A 22,331-nucleotide genomic window follows, 5' to 3' on the forward strand; every position below is an offset into this window, starting at 1 on the left:
GGCACGCCGCCAGCGTTCGTCCTGAGCCAGGATCAAACTCTCCAATAAAAAGATGTTTGATTCTAACTGATTGATTCAATCAATATTGAATCGATATTTGTTGCTTGAATTGACAGACGCTTGACTTTCATTCAATTTTCAAAGAACAACTTTGCTTTTTTCTAAGCAAGGAATTCAATGTTAACAAGTTAACTATATCATGTCAACAATTTTTTATGGTGGGCCTGAGTGGACTTGAACCACCGACCTCACGCTTATCAGGCGTGCGCTCTGACCAACTGAGCTACAGGCCCATTCTTTATCTTTTCAAAAGACATAAAAAAAGGCATGGCGCCTTTGTTTTTTAAAAAGAAATAAAAAATGGAGCGGGTGATGGGAATCGAACCCACGACATCAGCTTGGAAGGCTGAGGTTTTACCACTAAACTACACCCGCAAATAATGGTCGGGAAGACAGGATTTGAACCTGCGACCACTTGGTCCCAAACCAAGTGCTCTACCAAGCTGAGCTACTTCCCGTTTTCATAGAATAATGTTTTGCCATGCATCTATATATTTTTTATATTGGTGCGCCCGAGAGGAGTCGAACCCCTAGCCTTCTGATCCGTAGTCAGACGCTCTATCCAATTGAGCTACGGGCGCATATGAAATGGTGCGGTCGAGAGGACTCGAACCTCCACGGGATTAACTCCCACTAGGCCCTCAACCTAGCGCGTCTGCCATTCCGCCACGACCGCGAGGCCAATTGATTTTATAATTATTGGTGCGGGCGGAGGGACTTGAACCCTCACGTCAGAGACACTAGATCCTAAGTCTAGCGCGTCTGCCAATTCCGCCACACCCGCATAGAATGGCTGGGCCAGCTGGATTCGAACCAGCGCATCACGGAATCAAAATCCGATGCCTTACCGCTTGGCTATGGCCCACTATATTTTCTTGTGAAGAATAAGTGATTTTTTGTTTCACTTCATTCATCTAATCAAGTCACGTACCGTTGTACGCTCTTCTCTCTTCCGCTCCCTTAATTCTTTTACTTCTTCTAGCAAAATTTCAGGGAACATTGTTCTGTTCATTTGTTTGTTTTGAATAAAATGGCGGGCCTGACGGGAATCGAACCCGCGATCTCCTGCGTGACAGGCAGGCATGTTAACCGCTACACCACAGGCCCTTTTTTGTAAAGAATAAGCTGCGAATCTCTTCGTCAACTGCTCTCAGTCAGTCAAGTCACGTACTATTGTACGCTCCTTTCTTCCTTCACTTGTTTCCTCGACCTTCTTGCTTCTTCTTTCCAAAAAAGCGTTGAAGTTCGAATGCGAATCTGTCAAGTCACGTACTGCTGTACGCTCCTTTCTTTCCTTCGCTTGTTTCCTCGACCTTCTTGCTTCTTCTTTTCAAAAAAGCGTTGAAGTTTCATTTTCACGTTAATCTTTTTAAGGAGACGAACACTATTTTAACATAATCCTGTTTGTAGTGTCTAGTCTAAATTTTAAAGAATTATGGTGGAGGGTGACGGGGTCGAACCGCCGACCTCCTGCTTGTAAGGCAGATGCTCTCCCAGCTGAGCTAACCCTCCATGGTGACCCGTAGGGGATTCGAACCCCTGATACCGCCGTGAAAGGGCGATGTCTTAACCACTTGACCAACGGGCCGATATAAGCAATGGCGGAGAAGGAGGGATTTGAACCCTCGCGCCGCTTACGCGACCTGCACCCTTAGCAGGGGTGTCCCTTCAGCCACTTGGGTACTTCTCCGTGGCTCCACAGGCAGGATTCGAACCTGCGACCGATCGGTTAACAGCCGATAGCTCTACCACTGAGCTACTGTGGAATGTGTTGAAAATGTTCGCTTTCTTTTCAGCGACAAAATTCATTCTAACTAATATCGTATGTAATGTCAATGAGTTTTTTAAATGGAATTACTTTTTATTTGTTTTGTTGGTTGTCCTTCTCGTCTGAAGCGACTTTTATAATGTAACACAGCCTTTCAAAATTGGTCAAGGTATTATTATAATTTTTTTATCTTACCTTTACATTTTCCGCACTCGTATTTTGTGGTATCCATTTTACGCCGCCTTTTATAATAAATTCCGCATGATTCACATTGATAATAGTGAACCTTTTTAGGTGCATTACGTTGTTCTGGAATGCTTCGACAATGGCGGGCCCCTCCCACTTTTTGAAGCAGTATTTTAAAATCTTTATCCTTATGTCTGTACCCTTTTCCTTCAAGGTGTAAATGATAATGGCAAAGTTCATGCTTTAAAATTGACACTAATTCATCTTTCCCGAATTTTTCATAATGCTTCGGGTTTATTTCAATGTGGTGAGTAGATAATATATATCTCCCACCTGTTGTTCGCAGCCTGTTATTAAATACAGTCTTATGTAAAAAGGGTTTTCTAAAAAATGTTATTGATATATCTTGTGTCAATTGATTTAGTTCTTCCTCTTCCACTGTAGTCACCAATCCTTTTTGTCAATTCAGACAAACCTTGAATCATATAATAATGTAACGATACCTATATTCAACATTACATCTTGATTACAGGAGGTTATATGTATGCCTGGATGGTTTATGAAACAGATGGAAAAAGCTTTTTTTGAAAAAAACCGCCGGGAAATCCGGGTATTAAATCAATGTTGGTTTGACTATAAATTTAAACAAAAAAGCCTGGCGAGTGATAAAAGTTAGAAATCACCCGCCCATTTTATACCTATTCTACTTGTTCATCCGGCTGAATCATTGTCAAAGCGATACGTCCTTTTTTCGTATCTATACCATCTACCCATACATTTACAATATCTCCTACTGACACTTCTTCCATCGGATGTTTTATAAATCTCGACGCCAACTTGGATATATGAACGAGTCCATCTTGTTTTACACCAATGTCGATAAATGCCCCAAAATCAACGACATTTCTAACTGTACCTTGGAGTTCCATTCCTTTTGATAAATCCTCCATACTCATAATACCCTTTTTCAAGATTGGAGCCGGCAAGTTCTCACGCGGATCTCTGCTCGGACGTTTTAAATCTTCTATTATATCCTTTAACGTTGGAGTTCCGACATCAAGTTCTTTTGCTGTTTCTTGTATATTCATGCTTTCGAATTTTTCATTAATAATGGCAGTACCTGCTTCTTCCGTTCTAGCATCTATTTGCTTTAAAAGTTCCCATGCCACTTTATAACTTTCTGGATGAATAGCTGTCCTGTCTAATGGTTCATCTCCCTCTGGAATTCTCAAAAAACCTGCTGCCTGTTCAAACGTTTTTGCTCCTAATCTAGGAATGTTTTGTAATTCTTTGCGAGTTTGAAAAGAACCTTTCTCATTTCTTGCTTTAATAATATTATTAGCTACTGATTTAGATAAACCAGCTACATATTGGAGAAGGCTGGAGGACGCGCTGTTAACATTAACACCTACTTGGTTCACAGCCGTTTCTACAACAAATTTCAGCGAATCATTCAGTTTTGCTTGCGAAACATCATGCTGATACTGCCCCACCCCTACTGATTTAGGGTCAATTTTAACGAGTTCAGCCAATGGGTCCTGCAGGCGCCGTGCAATCGATACGGCACTTCTTTCTTCCACCTCTAAATCAGGGAACTCCTCACGGGCAAGCGGAGAGGCTGAATATACACTAGCCCCCGCTTCATTAACAATTAAATAAGATACATCGGCATCAAGTTCAGGAATAACGTCCGCAACAAACTGCTCTGTTTCTCTTGATGCTGTACCGTTTCCCACCACGATTACTTCAACTGCATGCTTTTGAATAAGTTCCTTCACTTTCTTTTTCGATTTTTCCACTTCATTTTTAGGCGGAACGGGGTAAATGACATCGATATCCATCATTTTTCCTGTTTCATCAACAACAGCAAGTTTACAACCCGTCCGGTAGGCAGGATCCATCCCTAAAACAACCTTCCCTTTCACAGGCGGCTGCAATAATAAATTCTTAAGGTTTTCCGAAAAAATATGAATCGCTTGTTCTTCTGCTTTCTCCGTTAATTCTTTTCGTAATTCTCTTTCAATAGCAGGAGCAATGAGACGTTTATAAGCGTCTTCATAAGCCTTTTTTAAAAATGGCACCGCCGGTGAACCAAAACGTTTTATTACATATTTCTCGAGAAAAGAGAAAATCGGTTCTTCCAATGTCTCCACAGATATTTTCAGGACACCTTCTTTTTCGCCTCTATTCATCGCAAGTATTCTGTGAGACGGTACCTTTCGAATAGGTTCTTCGTATTCGTAATACATTTCATATATACCTTGTTCATCTTCTGCTTTTGATTTTTTGCTGGAGGCCATGCTCCCTTGTTGAAAAGTCATCGTTCGAATTCTTTTACGAATTTCAGCATCATCCGATACCCATTCTGCAATAATATCTAATGCTCCTTGCAAAACATCTTCCCTTGTATGTAACTCATGCTCCTCCGATACATAACGATCCGCTTCTTGTTCAATATCTGCTTCTCTTGGCTGTCCAAAAATAAATTCAGCTAAAGGTTCGAGTCCTTTTTCCTTTGCCATAGTTGCTCGTGTTCTCCGTTTTTGGCGATACGGACGGTATAGATCTTCCACCTCTTGCAACTTAACGGAACTCTCAATAGATTCTCGTAATTCCTCCGTTAATTTGCCTTGTTCGTTAATCAACCGAAGTACTTCTTGCTTTCTTTCTGTTAATTGTTTTCCGTATTCCCATGCTTCCTGAACAGCACGTATTTGTATTTCATCCGCTTCACCACTTTGTTCTTTACGGTACCGGGCAATAAATGGCACCGTATTTCCTTCATCGAGCAATTGAATAATATTATGAACGGATGTTTTAGGTAACTGCAAATCTTTCGTTATGTTATCCATTAAAAGTTCTTCTGTCTTTGTATCAGCTGTTTTCATTTAAGTTGTTGCCCCTTTCCCTTAATGTGCACAGGAGAAAATTACTTCTTATAATATAACACGAAATAAAAAGGAAATACGAACAAGAGTTTACGCCATTAAATAAGAAAAACCGAATGGCTGGGCACTTGCGCTAAACGTGGAAACCGCACCATATGTACTTTTACATATTGCAATGTGGAGCCGCATTTTTAGAATATGCTTCTTTCCCCACGGGCATCGCCTCAGCCTAATGCTTTTCCTATTGGATTCGTCCGTCATCGGCTCTTGCTGAAGGTTCGCCCCAAAAATTGCACGAATTCTATAAATAAAAAAAGAGCCACTTTTCAGGGCTCTTACGTCATATGACCTACAACAACTGTAATATCATCATTTTTCTTTTGGGCCTTTTGCGCTATTTGTTGGATAGATGTATTCGGACATTCCGAATGTCTTATACTTTCTTGATCGGTTCTTGAGATTGTCATTCCATCCGAATGCAGTACAAAATAACTCCCATCACACATAGGGAATCGTTCCAATCTATATCGAAATTTACGACCGCATAAATAGCCGGGAACAGGGATAGGACGTCTCATTTCCCCTTCCTTTGAAAAAAGAAAGGTTTCAACGTTACCGATATTGCCATAGATAATTTCATTCGTGTCAAAATAAAACTTTAATATTGTAATGACAACGCCTCTCTCATGAATAAGTGCTTGGTTACACTTATCTAAGATAAGCGAAACATCTTCGTCATAATAATCTTTCACAACTTCCATCGCGATATTTGCCGAACAATGGGCACCTTCACCACTTCCAAGACCATCAGCCAAAGCACAAATAAAAGACGAGTCCGTTTCTATCGTAACATAATCGTCCCCACATCGTTTGTTTCCTTGTTTCACTTGTTGAAAGGCAGATATCTCAACTTTTGAATGCGTTTTGTTATTAATCATTTACAGACACTCCGATGGCTCCACTCTTATCGAATCCCTTAGTTTCTGCAAAGCCCGTCGCTGTAGACGAGATACATGCATTTGAGAGATTCCAAGCTGTTCGCCCGTTTCTTTTTGGCTTAAATTGTCAAAGTAAGTGCACTGAAGAATTTCTTTTTCCCGGTCGGTCAATACAACAAAGGCTTTCTCTAGTAACATCTGTTGATCGGTTTTTTCATATCCTTCTTCGGTCGACCCCACTAAGTCAAGTAACGTTACAGCACTACCTTCTTGATCCGCTTCTATGGAACGATCAACTGAAAGGGATTGGTAGCTTTTTCCCATTTCCATCGTTTCTAAAACTTCTTCTTCACTCACACCTAAGTAAATGGCAATCTCATTAACTTGTGGAGAGCGCTGCAAATCATTTGTTAAATCTTCTACCGACTTTTTAATACGAGGACCAAGTTCTTTAATTCTCCTCGGAACATGAACACTCCATGTCTTATCTCTTATGAAACGTTTAATTTCACCGACAATGGTAGGTACAGCAAAAGATTCAAAACTTCTATTATACGAATTATCGAATCTTCTTAGAGCTGCAAGCAAACCTATCATTCCCACTTGATACAAATCCTCATCGTGATCTTGTCCTCGGGAAAACTTTCGCGCTAACGAATGAACGAGCTGGTCATAATGTTGAACTAATTTCGTCTGAATTTCTTCCGTAGGGTTTTCTTGAAATTGAGCTATCCATTCATAAACGTATTCGTTCTTAGTATCTTGATTATTTTTGTGCGTTTGTTGGTGCTGGGACTCCATTGGCATCTTGTTCCCTCCCATCTCTTTGCAGGAACTTCGTCATCACTATCGCAACGCCAGTTTCCCCGTTGATCTCTACTTTGTCCATCAGAGAATCAATTAGAAAGAGTCCTAGCCCCCCTTCCTTCAAGTCCTCAATCGGCTTCGCGCTGTCAATCGGGCCAACTTCTTTTTTAATATCTTCTAAATGAAAACTTTGTCCTCGATCCGAAACAACAATTTCAATCTTGTCCTGATAAAGGTCACAAAACAAACCCATGTACCCACCTTCATCATAGGCGTGGTCCACAACATTAGTGCATGCTTCTGCAACAGCAATTTTCAAATCTTCAATATCATCATAAGAATAACCGGACCGACTCGCGATACCAGATATCGTTAACCTTGCGACACCGACATACTCCGCTCTTGCAGGAATTTTCATTTCTACATGATCTAATACTTCTTTATCCATCACTGAGCTTCCTCCTCTTCTTCGATGTCCATCACTTCATCTAATCCAGTTATAGAGAATAACCTTTTAACCCGTGCATTCAAACCAACTAACCGAAGCGTTCCATTGTAGTGATTGGATGATTTCAATGCACCGATAAAAATTCCAAGCCCGGTACTGTCAATATAATCAACATTTGATAAATCTACGATAACACTTGCTCCTTCTTTTTCTGTTAAAGGAAGTAGAGACTCTCTCAGCTGCGACGCTGTGTATGCATCTACTTCTCCGCTAACGTGAAGAAGGTTGTAATCTTCCTTTTCTTCCGTACGAATATCCAAGTTCATGATAGTACCTCCTAAAAAATAAACACAAAGTATATGGTTAATCGTTACTTTTGACTTACGATTATTCTAACAAATTATAATTACTCTGGCTTGTTTTTTCCCATACATTCTTGTGTTTAAACCTTTCTTCTTAAAATAATTAAAGAAAAATCATCTCTTAGTCGAAATCCTTGTAGTTTTTCTAGTTGGTAAAACACATTATCAACGATTTCCTGGGCAGACAAATCACTATATTGGCGAATCAGGCGGGTGATTTCTTCTCTTTCAATGAAGCCATCATCCGTTCTACATTCAGTAACCCCGTCCGATAACAAGACGATAAAATCTCCCGGTTCTACTTTTTTGTGATACTCTCTAAATTGCGTGTCTCTATTAAGCCCAAGTACAAGACCTTTGGCATATAATTCTTCAAACGAATCCTCCGCCTTATTATAATAAAACCCAGGTTCGTGTCCTGCACCAGAATAATAAAAATGATGTACACGAGAATCATAGGATCCATACATCATTGTGATAAACATATTTGATGCTACGTTTTGCTCTACCACTCTATTTAAATTCTCCAACAGAGCTCCCGGTTGTAATCGTTGCTCCGGCAAGCTGTCCATGGCGTATTTAATCATCGACATACATAATGCCGCAGGGACACCTTTCCCAATGATATCAGCAATAGCGACACCAATACAGTCATTATCATCTTTCACGAAATGGTAATAATCTCCACTCATTTTGGATGCAGGTACGCTAATAACTCCTACATCCAATGTATCCATTTCCGGAATCTCATCAGGAAGAAATGTTTGCTGCATGCTGGCAGCAACATTTATTTCCGATTCTAATTCTTTTTGTTTGTCCCTTAAAATCTGATGTTCCCGGTAGGCCATGCCATACCCCATCATAATCTCTATCAAAAAGTCAAAAGAGTCACGTGCACCTTGAGGCAAATCCGGAAAAAAATGTTCGAGTGCCTCAATATGCAGACTCACGACTTCTTCCGGGGATATCTGGTTTTCCAATACTTTTTTGCTGAATTGTTGAGCTTGATACAATCCTATTTCATTTTTTTCTTCCAAATATGTTTTTAATATTTTAGTGTATTGTTCTTGCATGAAGCTATAAGAATCAGCCAACCTAATCCCCCCATCTTAACGAAGCCATTTAATTGCAGTTATTTCTGTTCCTTCTCCAGTCACAGAATCAATATCAAACTCATCCATTAATCTTTTGACACCTGGAAGTCCTGCTCCAAGTCCACCGGAAGTAGTGTAACCATCTTCCATCACTTCCCTAATACTCTTTATGCCTGGGCCACGGTCCCTCGCGGTAATTTTTAATCCGCGCTGGACACCTGTTATTCTTGAATTTTCTACAGTCTCAATGATAATTTCACCTTGTTCGGCATATAAGTATATGTTTCTTGCAAGCTCGGAAATAGCTGTCGTAAACCTTGCTTGATCGACTCCGCCAAACCCCAGCTCTTTCGCTAAATTTCGTCCTGCTTGTCGCGCTGACACAATTCCCCACTCACTATGAACTTCAACATTGGATTGAACACTCATTAATCACGCCTCCAATTCCTGCTGAAGTTTATCTAACCCCTGTTCTAAGTCTAGGGCAGTTGGTACCTCATCAAGCACGATACCCATATCGATCAATGTAATAGCCACTCCAGGCTGGATACCAGTAAGAACTACTTTCGCCCCCATTAAATTCGACATCTCCACTACGTCGCCCAAAACTTTCGCTATAAAAGAATCGATCATTTCTACAGATGTCAGGTCTATTACTACTCCAAATGAGCCTTCTTGATGTATTTTGTTTAAAAGGTCTTCTTGGAATTGAAGAGCAGTTTGGTCGTCCAAATCAACCTGTACAGATATTAGTAAATAATTCTTTAATTTTAAAATTGGAATGCGCATGCTCGCAGCCCTCCGATCTATATTCATCATTTCGAGCACTAAGTGTTATGAAGTACTTATAATTTTTCTTTGTGTTAATTCTAATCCAGTTTCTATACCTTTGCGAAGAGTGCTTTTGGTTGGGAATTTCCTTAAATCAATTCCGAGATTTATAATCGTTTGAGCTATTTCAGGACGAATTCCAACTAAGATACATTCTGCCCCAACCAAGCGGACCGCTTCGGACGCTTGAATGATATGGTGTGCAACCATCGTGTCCACTACGGGCACACCTGTAATATCTATCAACACAACTTGAGACCGGTGTTCAATGATACCTTCTAATAGATTTTCCATAATTAATTTTGCTCGTTCAGTATCAATCGTTCCAACCAAAGGCATTACACTTATTTTTTCAAAAACAGGGATTAACGGAGCAGATAGTTCTTTTAATGCAAGTTTTTGAAGGTGAAGTGTATTCTCCCAGGATCCGGTGTACTCATCAACTAATTGATTTATGACACCGTCCACCCACTTTTCTACTTCATTTAACGTCTCAAATACCTTTTCTGATTCAAAACTTTCATCGCTAGTAAGCATTTGTACCAAAACACGACGAAATAACTGCATGCCCTTTGTGAAGTAACTTAACGGCCACCCTGCATTCATTAACCTTTCCGCAAATGAACGAAATTGTTCTTTAGCTTCGTTTTCTTCTAACTCCAATGTGCCCATAATCAAATTCACAAACTCTTCATTCGTTTCATGAAACCAATTTGTGGGTAAAGTACTGTCAAACTGATTTAATTCGGTTACTTCGTTCTTCCATTGTCTTATAATTTCATCATGCTGACTATATATCATCTCAATGACAGACGGTTTCATATTTCAAACTCCTCCATGACCTTATTCATAACATGGCGACAAAATGCTAAATATTTTGCCATATAAAAAACTACATAGATACTTCTTCTATTATTTCATGACTTTTTGACCTGCGCAAACAAAACATTATTTCTTTCGACGTTATATTTTTCAATGCCTGCTCAAGGAACGCATACGCCGATTCAAAATAAAAAAAGTTGCTATACACAAAAATGTGTTCAGCAACTTTTAATCGTATCTTTTTTTCTAAAAAAATAAAGATATAATTCCACGGAAAACTTAGATACCGTGATACTTGCTCTAATAGTCAAACTCCACTGACAAGTCTATTATCCAAAGAGTGTTCTGCTTCTTCTTCGGCGAGAAAAGATTCGGAAGCTATATTTAAATTAATATTAGCCATCTCCATGTAGCCTTGCTGCATAGATTCACGATTCCTTCTTTTTTGGCGCTCCCTGAGATACAATTCTGTGGCCTGATAAATAAAATCATCCCGGTTCATGTTATCATTTTCGACAATTCTATCTAATTCACGCAACAGAACCTCAGGAAGACTGACTTCAATTTGCTTAGTGTTTCTTTGAGACACTCCGCACACCTCCAGCTTACGCCTGCTTCTCTATCGAACTAATCTTATAATAGCATGTCGTCCTACAGTTTGCAAAGACCGTTTTGACAGAAGAAATATTTGTCACATTTTATATCGACGGGGCACACGAGCACTTATCATGCATGGAATTTCATACGTTATCGTATCTAGACGCCGAGCTGTCTCCAAAACCGAAATGCTGTCTTGGCCTTGTTCTCCGATTAGTGTTACTTTTGTACCGACTGGTGTATCTTCCGGCAGTTTAATCATCATTTGATCCATACAAATTCGACCTACAATCGGAGCTCTTTTTCCGTTTACCAGCACTTCCCCGTTGTTGGAGGAGTGGTATCGATACCACCCATCTGCATAACCGATAGGAACCGTTGCTATCCATTCTTCCTCGGTTGTCGTGTAGGTCGCACCGTAACTAATACTTTCTCCAGGCGCACACTTTTTCACCTGAACAATTCGACTGTGCAAAGAAAAGGCTTCCTTTAGTGAAAATGGAAGTTCTTTCATGATTTCTTCAGATGGGGTTAATCCATACATCGATATTCCAAACCGAAACATATTAAAACATTTATCTGGAAATCTAAGGCCCGTTGCACTATTTCCGCAATGAATATAAGGCAAAGGACCAAGACTACTATTCAGCAGACCGATAATTTGCAAAAAACGTCGATATTGTTCGTCGAAATAAGAATTATCTATTTCGTCAGCAGTTGCAAAATGAGTGAAAATACCTTCCGGTTGAATCGATGGATAAGCCCCTAATTCTTTGATGAAAGTAAGAATTTCTTGGTCAGTCTTCATCCCGATTCTTCCCATGCCAGTATCCACTTTCATGTGAATCTTAAGCGTGTCCTCCTCCGATAAAAAGGGCGCTGCCTCTTGTAGCCAATCCCGTTGAAATACCGTTAAGCTGATGTTATTCGCTTGTGCGATCTCCGCGTATTCCGGATTGATTCTCCCCAACACTAAAATAGGCGCAGAAATACCCGCCTCTCGTAATTCTAAAGCTTCTTCAAGCAAAGCTACTCCTAAAAACGCCGCTCCTGCTTCCAACGCGGCTTGGGCCGTTTGTATGGCACCATGTCCATATCCATCTGCTTTCACTACAGCCATCACATGCATCGTTTGTAAAAACTGTTTTTTTACTTCTTCTATATTATATTTAATATTTTCTAAGTCAACGTCTATCCACGTATCTCTGTATGAAGTTTGTTTATAAGCCATAATATCTTCCCCTATTTTTCTTGATGCCACTATTGTCTATGTTGATTATTATAGGGAATACCAAAAATGTCAATTCACCAGAAGAGATAATAAAAAGCAAAACCCCAAAAGAATCAATGTCTTTTGAGGCTGGCCTAATTATTTTACAGATTCTGTCGAATGATTCATTGACCTTGCAACTGCTGCCATTTCTTCCATCGTTAAATTATTCGATGCAAGGAAATACTCTACTCCTTCATTCGTCCATGTCAACGAATCATCAGTTTGCGCACCAACAGCGAAATCTAAATTCACAGGTTCTCCGGCCCCAACGTCTACACTAGCCATTGCCGGCTCGACTTGTTCAGCTTTTTCAATAATAGTAAACGATTTATCACCTGTATAGGATAATACTACTTTTTTCCCTGTTTCCGTCATGGTTTCCTCTGTGTCTGAAAGCTCCGTTCCTTGTGGTTCAAATGTCGGGTACACTACATCAAAATTGGCAGGCTCTTCTTCTGTAGAAGCCGGAACTTCTCCCAGGTTAGCCGCTGTCATATTTTTATCTGTATCGAAATCATTTTCATCAAATGTCGCATCTTCTTCAAAATCAGAGAATTCAACGGATACCAACAACTTATAATCGGAATCATAAATTTTGACCGTTTCGGGACGCAATGACTTGGAATCTAGTACGATTTCCTGATGATGAAGATTTTTATTCTGGTAGTTCGTTTTTGTTTCAAAAACATAAGTGTCTTCATGAATGGCAAATGTTCGTTCTGCATCCATTAATATGTCCGAAATTAAAGATTCATACAAATAGACTTGACTGTTGTTGTTTGGCCAGTCGCTTTGGAAACGAAAGCTTTTATTGAGTGCCGGTGTCAATACGAACACACCGTCATCATTTCTAATAATCATTTGATTTTGTTCTTCCTCTTCATTTTTAAGGTCAACTTTGTAATACTTGTTCGTTTCGTTTTGCAAATGCCAAATATCAACATCATACGTTCGTGGTTCTTCCCCTGTTTCTAAAGTCATAGAAGCTTTACCTTTGTAACCAGTCATATCCTGCAGTTTATTATCTAAATCCTGAACGACTTCTTCTTGAGATTTTTCACCGCAGGCTCCGAGTAATAGAAGCAAAAAGAACAAACTGCTAAGCCATACTATTTTGCGCACGATATCATTTCTCCTTTGTCCTTAAAATAACGACAAAGGAGGGAACCTTTACAAAGAAGAAACTATAGAACGAAATGCAAGCGGCAAAAAACAAATGAGATCACTGGACGCCATAGAATAGGAATGAAAATCATCTTTCACCGCTAGATCAGCGGTCAAGCCATGAAGATACACTGCATTGCTGATAGCACACGAGAGATTATCTTTTTGAAGAAGCTGTCCTAGAACCATCCCTGTAAGAATATCGCCGGTTCCGCCTCTAGCCAAAGCTTCATTTCCTGTTGTGTTTACAAATTGGGTTCCATCTGGCGTTGTCACGATAGTGAATGGTCCTTTTAGAACGAGATAACAATCATGTTGTTTGGCAAAGTTTCGAGAGATGGTGAAACGATGTTTGTTTACTTCGCTGATAGAAACACCGGCCATACGCGCCATTTCTCCTGGATGTGGTGTCAAAATCAACGGAGCTCGCCGTTCTTTTATTAATTGTTCCAACTCCGGTAAATAATAAAGAGCATCAGCATCTAGTAATAACGGTGTATCTACGTCTGACAATAATTTTTTCACAACTGCCTTTGTACCTTGATGTCTCCCAAGCCCAGGTCCTGCTGCGACAGCATCATAAGACTGAAATGCAAAGTCAGTACTTATAATTTCAGACGCAATTTGCCCGCTTCTTTCCGGCAAAGGCCGTAACATCACTTCCGGGTTCGTAACTGATACACTCGTCAAAATGGATTCCGGAACAGCAGCCGTTAATAAACCAGCACCACTGTAGATACATGCGGACACTGCCATCGTTGGAGCTCCAGGCATAGCAGCTGATCCCCCAATAAGCAAGCCCTTGCCATGACTCCCTTTATGTGAAGACGGTGATCTATGCGGAAGCGTCAGACGTACATCTTTTTCCTGCCATAGTTGTTTTCTTTCTTCTAAGACAGAAGTCATTGCTTTTGTAGGGAGTCCGATATCAACCACAATCAGTTTCCCGTAATAATGTTTTGCCGGATACAAGTAGGCACTGCATTTTGGGGCCTGAAGCGTGATTGTCGTATTTGCTTTCACTGCTGATTCTGGAACCGACTCTTCTCCGGAAGGAACGCCGCTCGGAACATCAATAGAAACAACATCCGCCTTTGTCGTTTCTAAACTTAGCGACACACTGTTAAAAGGTTCTCTTAATTCTCCAGAAACCCCCGTTCCCAGCATGGCATCGATGATAATATCATAACCCTCACGAATCTCTGTTTTGTTATCCATTGACCAATACGACCAAGTATAACCGAATTGCTCGTACAATTCTTTGTGATAACGAGTAGCACCTTTGAAATAATCGACGTCCGCAAGCAACCAAACGTCAAGATCATATCCAGTTTCTAACAACGTTCGAGCTATGACAAAACCATCCCCTCCATTATTCCCCTTTCCGATAAGAACGGCGGCCTTTCGATCTCCCCATGGAACATATAACCTTTCTATCTCTTGAGCTGCAGCCCGGCCGGCGTTTTCCATCAATATTTCCTCATTCATCCCTAATTCGTCTATGGCACAGCGATCGATGAGTCTCATCTCCTCACCAGTTACCACTTGCATGACAGGTCCCTCCCAACCGCATTATATTTCTATGAGACAACCTTCACTGTTATGCAAACAAGCCAGCTAAGTATTTGCATTCAGGATTCTAAAACCACTTGCGCAACAGCGTATTCCTCGCTGTGTGAAATGGAAACATGGATAATCTCTTCTATTCCTACCGCTAAAATACTAGGCTTCCCTGAACAATTAGCCACTACTTCAATATCTTGAAATCCATAGTTTCCGGAAATCCCTGTTCCCATCGCTTTTCCAAACGCTTCTTTTGCTGCAAAACGACCTGCGATAAATTCCACTTTTCTTTTTTCACTGTATCGTTTCATCATATCTTGTTCGTTGTCTGTTAAAATTCTTTTTTGAAAGCGATCATTTTTGTACAATAATCGTTTGATTCTATCGAGTTCAACGATATCAATTCCAATCCCTTTTATCATTACTGTTCTCCCAACTTTTGTAAAAGCCAGTATTAGCCACCGACTTCACTCATATGCTAAAATTATAAAATACAAAATCGTCTATCTACAAATTACCAGGTTATGGGAAGGAGAACCCATTTTATGTTTATACGAAACGAAACTTTCTATTCTTATCGAAAAAACTACCCTATCATAACAGGGCTTATCGCTATTCATCTTGTGCTTTTTTTATGGTATAACCTTACCATTTTTACAGACGGCCTCATACCTTTTGGGCAGACTATCTTTTACCTTGGTATCGGACATACTGGTTTCATCACTGATGGACAGTATTGGCGACTCATCACTCCCATATTTTTGCATCAAGGGATGAGTCACGTGCTATTCAACTCTATCTCCCTTATTTTATTCGGACCAGCCTTGGAAAAAATGCTCGGTCATACAAAATTTATATCCACCTATTTAACAGCAGGGATTCTTGCAAATATCGGAACTTATTTTTTAACGGGACCTGGTTATTCACACCTCGGTGCTTCCGGAGCTATATTTGGTTTGTTTGGCGTGTATCTTTACATGGTGTTAAATCGAAAAGACCTTATCGACGCGATGAACGCTCAACTTATTTCTATTATTCTCATACTAGGGGTGGTCATGACCTTTTTAAACCCTGGCATAAACATTTTAGGGCATTTATTCGGACTTATTGGCGGAGCCGCATTGGCCCCCCTCGTTCTCTGGAACGCTCGGCCCTTTTACGTGCAAACTCGAACAGTACCTGACGATAGAAACATTTCTTTTAATCCAGACCGTTGGCGTAAACGTCGTATTTTTTCAGGAAGACGAGTCGCTCGTTTCGCCGGTTGGGCATTCGTTATCTTAGTCATCCTCGGCATTCTATCACGACTATTTTAAAAAAACTCGGCGCTATGGCCGAGTTTTTTAGTTAATATGCGACTTGATTCGGTGCAACCGGGATTTCCACCGGCTCATCCACGTTAAATGCTTCCATGTCTTCAGGAACTCCTTCAAAGGAGACACGTTCGAAATTAAAATCTGAAGCAGTAAAAAGAATTGCATCCACCATTAATTGAATGTTTTCACTATCGGGAAATTCACTATCTTGAGAAAAAACTACTCTTGCCAAATCCCCGTCTTCTGCGACTTGATTAATCGTCACAGTGTCCGGTATAGAAGCTGTTGCCTCACTGACATCATGCTCTGTTTTCATTTGATTTAACGTTTCTTCGAATGTAAGTAGTTCACCACTTTGATTCGTTTTTCTTATATTAGCAGCGTTTTGACTTACTAGAAATGTCATATCTGCATCACTTGTATACGCATAATAGCCTCGATTGTCTTGCTCCGCTGTGTAAGTTTCCATCACACCGTAATTCCCAAAATCAACACCTTGCTCTTCCTCTTCAAAGAGTGTTACCTCTGTTTCTTCCAGAAAGCGCAAACTTTCTTCTAAACTACGCACAACCATATTGCTTTCTGCGCTTCCAACAAGTGATTCTTCTTCCTCAAAATCTGCTTCTAACGTTGATTCCTCTGACTCCTTAGACCAATCAACGTCTCGAAGAGGGGAAGGATCAAGACCAATGTCTTCACCGCTAAATTCTTCGTTCCATTGTTCAAACGTTTCTATATAATCTTCATCATCTTCTACGGCAAAACTTACCGGTACAATCATTGAGGTTTCTGCATCTTGCAAAGGAACAGTGACAGCGGTCTGATTTTCTTCCATATCCCCTTCATTTAACGCTGTAACGTAATTTTCATGGGAAAAAGAGTCATCTCCTAACTTTACAGACGGCTCTTTAGCGGTTTCCTCGTCTTCTGTAGGTTCCATTGCATATTCTTCTGTCGATTCTTTCTTTTCAGCTTCTGACGATTCTAACTCGTTCGTATCTTTTTCCTTTTCCTCATCCTGATCTTCCATTGTTCCAATACCAGTCGAGTTATCCCCATTACTTTCGTTAGATCCATTCGGAGATGTCTGATTTGTAAAGTTTAATACATTCGGAACTAATACTAGCAATAGCAGCATAGCAGCTACGACAGAAAATGCTGGTACTGCCCACTTTTTCTTCGTCGGAATTCTTTTTTGACTTTGTTGTTTTATTTTTTGATATATTTCATCTTTTGACCGTTCATCTTTGACACGCGGCATTTGTGTAAGCATTTGCTCAATCTTTTTTTCAGAAGAATCATTCCGTTTACTCACTGTTCCACCCTCCTTTCTGATGTATGATTGTAATCTCCCAACACGTCCTGAAGTTTTTTTATGGCGCGGTGCTGGGTCGTTTTCACTTTACTTTCAGACCAGCCTAATATTTCCGCCGTTTCTTTAATAGACATCGAATCAACATACCTTAGGACCAACACCTGCCGCTGATCCGGGGTACAATGTTCCATCCCCTCAAACACTTCTCTGGCTTCGTCCTTCGCGGAAACAACTTCCTCGGGAAGTGGTGCTGGATCACGGACTTCTTCTTTTGAAAGAGGCCCCAACACCCCAAGCCATTTTCGTTTTTTACGATTTTGTTTTCGTATCCAATCAATTCCTACGTGTCTCGCAATAGAATAAAGCCACGTCTTTTCACTGCTTTTTCCCTCAAAAGAATCAATGGAATGAAAGACTTTAATATATACTTCCTGCACTAATTCCTCTGCAGCTTCTTTATCACGAATCATATAAAATAAATATTGAAAAAGAGAGTGGTGATAGGTTTCATATAACCGTTCAAATTCCTCTTGCACGATTAACACTCCCATACTTTAGTCGTTAGTTTTTTTAGGAAGTTACAAATGAACTCCACAATTTTTCATTTTTATAAGAAAAGCGCAAGCGCCCTGGGTAGTGGAAATTCGGCTAAGAACGCCACGTCCTGTGGCAACGCCGAACTGACCTGCGTCCTGCAGGCCCCGCTGAGCTTTTATATAAACAATACAAATGTCCAATATATTACTCCATACAATAAAAGAATAGCTGATATAAAAGCTAACAGCTGTTTATTCGAAAATCTACGCATCCTATCACCTTCCAAACTAATACAACGCATATTATATCATTTTTATACAAATTAATAGGAACAATCATATTAAATTTTATAGAAAAAATGCAACTTTTCTTTACTTTTTCATATGGCTGAACACTTTTCAGAATATTTTTTATACGACTAATAGGGAGAAAAGACCTTTGACATTAATTTGTTCTTTTTCTACACTTTTTGTAACTGTTTCTTTCTACATAACGACTAAGAAGTAGACAGATTATAAAGCAGGAAAGAAAGGAGTATTATATGAAACGTACGTTGTACTTATTTATTACCGTCCTTTTGAGCCTTGGAGTACTTGCTGCTTGTGGCCAGGGAGAAGAGGTAGAAGAAAATGATACAGGAAGCGAAAGCGAAGCCAATTCCGATGAAACCGATGAAGGGACTTCAGAAGATGAAAATAATTCAGAAGAAGAGCCTTCAAACGATGAAAGCAATACAGGGGTTGAGCAAGAAGACACAGTAGAAACGGATTCCACGAATGAAGTCACAGAAACCGTTACATTGTATTTCTCAGATAATGAAGTACTGGAAACATATAAAGAAGAACAGGACGTGACAGCTGATTCAGAAGAAGAAATTCCAGTTGCAGCTCTAGAAGCTTGGATTCAAGGACCGGAACATGAAGAGTTAACATCACATTTCCAAAGTGAGATTGAAGTAGATTCTGTCGAGGAAGAGGACGGTGTCGCGCAAGTATCCTTTTCCGATTCCTTTTTAGAAGCCAATGTTGGCTCTAGTGCTGAACTTGCTATCACAGAACAAATCGCCCTCATCATGGAACAATTCGGTTATGATGAAACGAAAATTTTGATTGAAGGAGAAGAAGAATCTTCTTTATTCGGGCACATGGATGCAACAGAACCTGTCACAGCAGAAAATCCTGATGAGTACGAATCAATCGAAGAATAGTCTAAAAAACTGCCTTCTAAATGAAGGCAGTTTTTTATTGTGTTATCTTCTATCATCAGACTGTCTTCATACAAAAAACCCTCCGCCAATTAGATTAATCTAATTGGCGGAGGGTTTTTTAAAATTATTGACTTAGTTTCGCAGAAACATTTGCAACGCGTTCACCAAGACGACCAGCCATTGTTAATTCTCTTTCATCCGGCTGGTTTGAACCGTCTGTGCCAGCAACAGTGGAAGCACCATACGGTGTACCGCCGATACCATCCGTTGTCATTTGCTCTGGATTTTGGCCATATGGCAGACCTACATAGATTAATCCGAAGTGAAGCAATGGGATAAGCGTTGTTATAATAGTTGTCTCTTGACCACCGTGAATAGAGCCTGTGCTTGTAAAGACAGCTGTTGTTTTTCCTTCCAGTTCTCCATTCGCCCACAACGCTCCTCCTGTATCAAGAAACTGCTTCATTTGAGCAGGCATGTTTCCGTAACGAGTCGGCACACCCCAGATAATACCATCCGCCCATTTCAAATCCTCATGGGTTGCTTCCGGAATGTCTTTTTGAGCATCTTGAGCCTGCACGTAAGCATCTTGTCCTGACATCGCTTGACGAGCCTCTTCGAATTCAGGAATCTTGACAATCTTCACTTCTGCTCCCGCTTTTTCAGCGCCTTTTGCTACTTCTTTAGCCACTTGAAACACATGACCATAAGTACTGTAATATGGAACTAAAACTTTAGCCAATGTAATCACCTCATATACTTATTTTTTTAAAGTTACTATACATTTATACTATAGTTCATCTTACCTTTTGTCAATATGAACTTACTGAATTATGTTCCCCTTCGCTTTGTTACGATAAACATGTAAAATATGTTAGAATAAAATTATAAAGAGGTGAGGATAATGGATTATAACAAGATGTGTCCCAAATACGAAGCAGCAATAGATCTGCTTGGTAAGAAATGGACAGGCCTCATCATTCGTGTCCTTTTGGGAGGTTCTAAAAGATTTAAAGATATAAAGACACAAATTCCTGAAATGAGCGATAGAATATTAACGGAACGCATCAAAGAATTGGAAGAACACGATGTCGTTGAGCGCAGCGTTTTCCCGGAAAAACCTGTCCGCATTGAATACACTCTTACGAATAAAGGAAAGGACCTTGCTCCTGTCATTGAAGCAATTCAAGGCTGGGGAGACAAATGGATGTAATGAACAAGAACCTTGAATGGAAGGCAGGAACATTTTTATGGCAGAAGTTCACACGTTTTCTCGTAAAGAAGAAATCGCTAATGCAGCTACCCATGCTGTCGGAATCGTCTTAAGTCTCGTTGCAATCGCTGTATTAATAGTTTTTACCAGTTTAAACGCTACCCCTTTTCATGTCGTCAGTGTTTCGATTTATGGCACTACTATGCTTCTCCTTTATGTTTCCTCCACTCTCCTCCATACCTTAAAAAAGGGAAAAACAAAGGATTTATTTGAAATTTTCGACCATGCTTCGATTTACTTATTTATTGCAGGATCTTACACCCCTTTTCTTTTTCACGTAGTGGAAGGCCCTTTGAGTTGGACCTTATTTGGAGTAGTATGGGGTATTGCATTTTTTGGAATAGGTTTTAAAGCTTTTTTTGTGAAAAAGTTCTTATTCTTATCTACCATTTTCTATATTCTTATGGGATGGATTATGATTTTTGCCTGGCAACCGGTCATGGAGAATCTGCCCGCACCCGGAATAGGATTTCTCGTTGGGGGAGGATTGTTATATACGGTTGGTACCATCTTTTATATCTGGCGGCATTTCCCGTATCATCACGCCGTTTGGCATGTATTCGTATTAGCTGGTTCCATATTGCATTTCTTTGCTATATTCTTTTATGTCCTTCCCTTGTAACTAGAAAAATTTTAGATAAAGACCACGCAGGTTGATTCCTACCGAGAAGTCTGAGGCCAAGTCTGCGAAAAGCATCCGTCTGTAGCGAAAATATCCAGTAAAAGAAAGAAAGCCTCCCATTGCGATAAGCATCGCAATGAAGAGGCTTTTTGTACGCGTCATTATTTTGTTACAAACATTTGTGTCCAGTAGTCTCCATAACTTCCACCTTCAGCATGGCCCACTCCAATATGAGTGAAGTCTGAGTTTAATATATTCTCACGGTGACCTTGTGAGTTCATCCAGCCTTCAACCACTTCTTCTGGTGACCGTTGCCCTGCAGCGATATTTTCACCGCCGCCACTATACTCTATGCCATAAGTATCCATCATATCAAATGGACTGCCATAGTTCGGGCTGTTGTGGTCAAAGTACCCTGCGTCTCTCATATCTTTCGATTTATCTCTTGCTACGTCGGAAAGTTCACTATAAGACTGAAGCGGATCAAGTCCTGCTTGCTCTCTTTCTTGATTGGTTAATTGAATAACCTCTTGTTCAAATTCGCTTTCACTTTGAACGTCATTATCAGAAGAATTGTCTTGCGCAGCATTTGGTTCTTCCGATACTTCTTCTGAATTTCCTTCAGCCGGCGTTTCTTCTACATCCGCTTCTTCCGAAGGTTCTTCATTCGGAACATCTTCTGTATTTTGTTCCTCTGAAGTAGGTTCTTGTGCATCAGATGGATTTGATCCATTTTCTGTATCGGCTTCGTCTGATGCTTCTTCTTCACCGGATTCATTTGGAGCTTCTTCATTATTTTGCTGCTCCTCTTGTTCCGGAATGTCTTGACCAGGATAGAAAAAGTCAACGTTCTCCCAGTCTTGAACAAATTGGACAACATTGCTATAGGATACGTTCAAGTTTCCTGAGATATTAGAAAACGTATCTCCTTGATTTATTGTATAGCTATCTTGTCCGTGGACTGCTGCTGGGAATGCCAGTACTACAGCCATTGCCATGATGATTTTTTTCATGTTGAACACCTCCAGTTGTCATTATGACACATCTTAAAAACTATGAAAGGGAGGGGGATTTTTTTGGTAATCAGTGAGATAATCTTCTATCACTACTTTATTACCTGGTTTTCTATGTCTATCGTACTATGTTCTATATACAAATTGGTTATTCTGAAACGTAATTCTTATAAAATTTTCGGCATTACATCTCACTCCTATTTCTTTTTACACAGTTCTCATTATTAAAAAGTAATGTGAATGAAAT

24 protein-coding genes and 12 tRNA genes are annotated in these 22,331 nt (G+C 40.0%); 5 read left to right on the forward strand and 31 right to left on the reverse strand.

Annotated features, from left to right (window positions below; all coding sequences use genetic code 11):
• Positions 1 to 216: 216 nt before the first annotated feature.
• The 13 genes from J2S78_RS11700 to J2S78_RS11760 form a co-directional block, all read right to left on the reverse strand.
• Positions 217 to 293 (reverse strand) — tRNA-Ile (locus tag J2S78_RS11700).
• Between the two features lie 68 nt (positions 294 to 361).
• Positions 362 to 435, reverse strand: a tRNA-Gly gene (locus J2S78_RS11705).
• Between the two features lie 6 nt (positions 436 to 441).
• Positions 442 to 518 (reverse strand) — tRNA-Pro (locus J2S78_RS11710).
• 46 nt (positions 519 to 564) lie between these two features.
• A tRNA-Arg gene (locus J2S78_RS11715) sits at positions 565 to 641 on the reverse strand.
• An 8-nt stretch (positions 642 to 649) separates the two neighbouring features.
• Positions 650 to 736 (reverse strand) — tRNA-Leu (locus tag J2S78_RS11720).
• A gap of 24 nt (positions 737 to 760) precedes the next feature.
• Positions 761 to 844: transfer RNA gene (locus tag J2S78_RS11725), tRNA-Leu, on the reverse strand.
• A 6-nt stretch (positions 845 to 850) separates the two neighbouring features.
• A tRNA-Gln gene (locus tag J2S78_RS11730) sits at positions 851 to 925 on the reverse strand.
• Positions 926 to 1,091: 166 nt separating this feature from the next.
• Positions 1,092 to 1,167, reverse strand: a tRNA-Asp gene (locus J2S78_RS11735).
• Between the two features lie 329 nt (positions 1,168 to 1,496).
• Positions 1,497 to 1,572, reverse strand: a tRNA-Val gene (locus J2S78_RS11740).
• A gap of 1 nt (position 1,573) precedes the next feature.
• A tRNA-Glu gene (locus J2S78_RS11745) sits at positions 1,574 to 1,648 on the reverse strand.
• 11 nt (positions 1,649 to 1,659) lie between these two features.
• A tRNA-Ser gene (locus tag J2S78_RS11750) sits at positions 1,660 to 1,750 on the reverse strand.
• 1 nt (position 1,751) lies between these two features.
• Positions 1,752 to 1,826 (reverse strand) — tRNA-Asn (locus J2S78_RS11755).
• 177 nt (positions 1,827 to 2,003) lie between these two features.
• Positions 2,004 to 2,453 (reverse strand): SprT family protein, encoded by a 450-nt coding sequence (locus J2S78_RS11760; protein ID WP_306898793.1) that lies wholly within the window; start codon positions 2,451 to 2,453, stop codon positions 2,004 to 2,006.
• 105 nt (positions 2,454 to 2,558) lie between these two features.
• Between J2S78_RS11760 and cmpA the strand changes: the two genes are divergently transcribed.
• Positions 2,559 to 2,690, forward strand: a complete 132-nt coding sequence (gene cmpA, locus J2S78_RS11765) for a cortex morphogenetic protein CmpA (RefSeq protein ID WP_125562554.1) — start codon at positions 2,559 to 2,561, stop codon at positions 2,688 to 2,690.
• A gap of 22 nt (positions 2,691 to 2,712) precedes the next feature.
• Here the strand turns inward: cmpA and J2S78_RS11770 are convergent, their stop codons facing one another.
• The 14 genes from J2S78_RS11770 to acpS all read right to left on the reverse strand — a co-directional run bounded on the left by J2S78_RS11770 (position 2,713) and on the right by acpS (position 15,223).
• Positions 2,713 to 4,902 carry a Tex family protein gene (locus J2S78_RS11770; protein ID WP_370871564.1) on the reverse strand — a complete coding sequence of 730 codons (2,190 nt, stop codon included), beginning with the start codon at positions 4,900 to 4,902 and terminating at the stop codon, positions 2,713 to 2,715.
• Between the two features lie 335 nt (positions 4,903 to 5,237).
• Positions 5,238 to 5,840, reverse strand: coding sequence for a PP2C family serine/threonine-protein phosphatase (locus J2S78_RS11775; protein ID WP_306898795.1), 603 nt, complete (start codon positions 5,838 to 5,840; stop codon positions 5,238 to 5,240).
• Positions 5,841 to 6,641 carry an RNA polymerase sigma factor SigB gene (gene sigB, locus J2S78_RS11780; protein ID WP_306899586.1) on the reverse strand — a complete coding sequence of 267 codons (801 nt, stop codon included), beginning with the start codon at positions 6,639 to 6,641 and terminating at the stop codon, positions 5,841 to 5,843.
• Positions 6,607 to 7,095 carry an anti-sigma B factor RsbW gene (gene rsbW, locus J2S78_RS11785; protein WP_125562580.1) on the reverse strand — a complete coding sequence of 163 codons (489 nt, stop codon included), beginning with the start codon at positions 7,093 to 7,095 and terminating at the stop codon, positions 6,607 to 6,609. The genes sigB and rsbW overlap by 35 nt, the downstream gene beginning before the upstream one ends.
• The gene (locus J2S78_RS11790) at positions 7,095 to 7,421 is read right to left on the reverse strand and encodes an STAS domain-containing protein (protein ID WP_125562560.1); all 327 of its coding nucleotides are present in this window, start codon (positions 7,419 to 7,421) and stop codon (positions 7,095 to 7,097) included. The genes rsbW and J2S78_RS11790 overlap by 1 nt, the downstream gene beginning before the upstream one ends.
• 116 nt (positions 7,422 to 7,537) lie before the next feature.
• Positions 7,538 to 8,551, reverse strand: a complete 1,014-nt coding sequence (locus J2S78_RS11795) for a PP2C family protein-serine/threonine phosphatase (protein WP_306898798.1) — start codon at positions 8,549 to 8,551, stop codon at positions 7,538 to 7,540.
• 15 nt (positions 8,552 to 8,566) lie between these two features.
• The gene (locus tag J2S78_RS11800) at positions 8,567 to 8,980 is read right to left on the reverse strand and encodes an anti-sigma regulatory factor (RefSeq protein WP_306898800.1); all 414 of its coding nucleotides are present in this window, start codon (positions 8,978 to 8,980) and stop codon (positions 8,567 to 8,569) included.
• A gap of 3 nt (positions 8,981 to 8,983) precedes the next feature.
• A complete protein-coding gene (locus J2S78_RS11805) occupies positions 8,984 to 9,340 on the reverse strand; it encodes an STAS domain-containing protein (RefSeq protein ID WP_306898801.1) in 357 nt (118 codons plus the stop codon).
• A 45-nt stretch (positions 9,341 to 9,385) separates the two neighbouring features.
• Positions 9,386 to 10,204, reverse strand: a complete 819-nt coding sequence (gene rsbRA / locus J2S78_RS11810) for an RsbT co-antagonist protein RsbRA (protein WP_306898802.1) — start codon at positions 10,202 to 10,204, stop codon at positions 9,386 to 9,388.
• 307 nt (positions 10,205 to 10,511) lie between these two features.
• Positions 10,512 to 10,793, reverse strand: coding sequence for a CopG family ribbon-helix-helix protein (locus J2S78_RS11815; protein ID WP_306898804.1), 282 nt, complete (start codon positions 10,791 to 10,793; stop codon positions 10,512 to 10,514).
• Between the two features lie 102 nt (positions 10,794 to 10,895).
• Entirely contained in the window at positions 10,896 to 12,032 is a 1,137-nt protein-coding gene (gene alr, locus J2S78_RS11820; RefSeq protein WP_306898806.1) for an alanine racemase, read from the reverse strand.
• A 138-nt stretch (positions 12,033 to 12,170) separates the two neighbouring features.
• Positions 12,171 to 13,196 carry a LolA family protein gene (locus tag J2S78_RS11825; RefSeq protein WP_306898808.1) on the reverse strand — a complete coding sequence of 342 codons (1,026 nt, stop codon included), beginning with the start codon at positions 13,194 to 13,196 and terminating at the stop codon, positions 12,171 to 12,173.
• Positions 13,197 to 13,244: 48 nt separating this feature from the next.
• Positions 13,245 to 14,789, reverse strand: a complete 1,545-nt coding sequence (locus J2S78_RS11830; RefSeq protein WP_306898810.1) for an NAD(P)H-hydrate dehydratase — start codon at positions 14,787 to 14,789, stop codon at positions 13,245 to 13,247.
• Between the two features lie 80 nt (positions 14,790 to 14,869).
• A complete protein-coding gene (acpS, locus tag J2S78_RS11835) occupies positions 14,870 to 15,223 on the reverse strand; it encodes a holo-ACP synthase (protein ID WP_306898812.1) in 354 nt (117 codons plus the stop codon).
• Positions 15,224 to 15,346: 123 nt separating this feature from the next.
• Between acpS and J2S78_RS11840 the strand changes: the two genes are divergently transcribed.
• Entirely contained in the window at positions 15,347 to 16,117 is a 771-nt protein-coding gene (locus J2S78_RS11840; RefSeq protein WP_306898814.1) for a rhomboid family intramembrane serine protease, read from the forward strand.
• Positions 16,118 to 16,148: 31 nt separating this feature from the next.
• On the opposite strand, the gene J2S78_RS11845 is transcribed toward J2S78_RS11840, so the two are convergent.
• Together J2S78_RS11845 and J2S78_RS11850 are read right to left on the reverse strand one after the other, a co-directional pair.
• Entirely contained in the window at positions 16,149 to 17,432 is a 1,284-nt protein-coding gene (locus J2S78_RS11845) for a GerMN domain-containing protein (protein ID WP_306898816.1), read from the reverse strand.
• The gene (locus J2S78_RS11850; protein ID WP_306898818.1) at positions 17,429 to 17,968 is read right to left on the reverse strand and encodes an RNA polymerase sigma factor SigX; all 540 of its coding nucleotides are present in this window, start codon (positions 17,966 to 17,968) and stop codon (positions 17,429 to 17,431) included. Before J2S78_RS11850 ends, J2S78_RS11845 begins: the two co-directional genes overlap by 4 nt.
• A gap of 542 nt (positions 17,969 to 18,510) precedes the next feature.
• Between J2S78_RS11850 and J2S78_RS11855 the strand changes: the two genes are divergently transcribed.
• A complete protein-coding gene (locus tag J2S78_RS11855) occupies positions 18,511 to 19,176 on the forward strand; it encodes a GerMN domain-containing protein (protein WP_306898820.1) in 666 nt (221 codons plus the stop codon).
• 124 nt (positions 19,177 to 19,300) lie between these two features.
• Here the strand turns inward: J2S78_RS11855 and wrbA are convergent, their stop codons facing one another.
• A complete protein-coding gene (wrbA, locus tag J2S78_RS11860) occupies positions 19,301 to 19,918 on the reverse strand; it encodes an NAD(P)H:quinone oxidoreductase (protein ID WP_306898821.1) in 618 nt (205 codons plus the stop codon).
• A gap of 162 nt (positions 19,919 to 20,080) precedes the next feature.
• Here wrbA and J2S78_RS11865 point away from each other — a divergent pair, with 162 nt between their 5' ends.
• Both J2S78_RS11865 and trhA read left to right on the forward strand, forming a co-directional pair.
• Positions 20,081 to 20,389, forward strand: coding sequence for a winged helix-turn-helix transcriptional regulator (locus J2S78_RS11865; protein WP_306898823.1), 309 nt, complete (start codon positions 20,081 to 20,083; stop codon positions 20,387 to 20,389).
• Between the two features lie 37 nt (positions 20,390 to 20,426).
• Complete coding sequence (gene trhA, locus J2S78_RS11870; RefSeq protein WP_306898825.1) at positions 20,427 to 21,071, forward strand: PAQR family membrane homeostasis protein TrhA; 645 nt, start codon at positions 20,427 to 20,429, stop codon at positions 21,069 to 21,071.
• 161 nt (positions 21,072 to 21,232) lie between these two features.
• Here trhA and J2S78_RS11875 read toward each other — a convergent pair whose 3' ends face one another.
• The gene (locus tag J2S78_RS11875) at positions 21,233 to 22,084 is read right to left on the reverse strand and encodes a CAP domain-containing protein (protein ID WP_306898827.1); all 852 of its coding nucleotides are present in this window, start codon (positions 22,082 to 22,084) and stop codon (positions 21,233 to 21,235) included.
• Between the last annotated feature and the right edge of the window lie 247 nt (positions 22,085 to 22,331).

This window comes from Salibacterium salarium (assembly GCF_030813635.1).
GTDB lineage: Bacteria > Bacillota > Bacilli > Bacillales > Marinococcaceae > Salibacterium > Salibacterium salarium.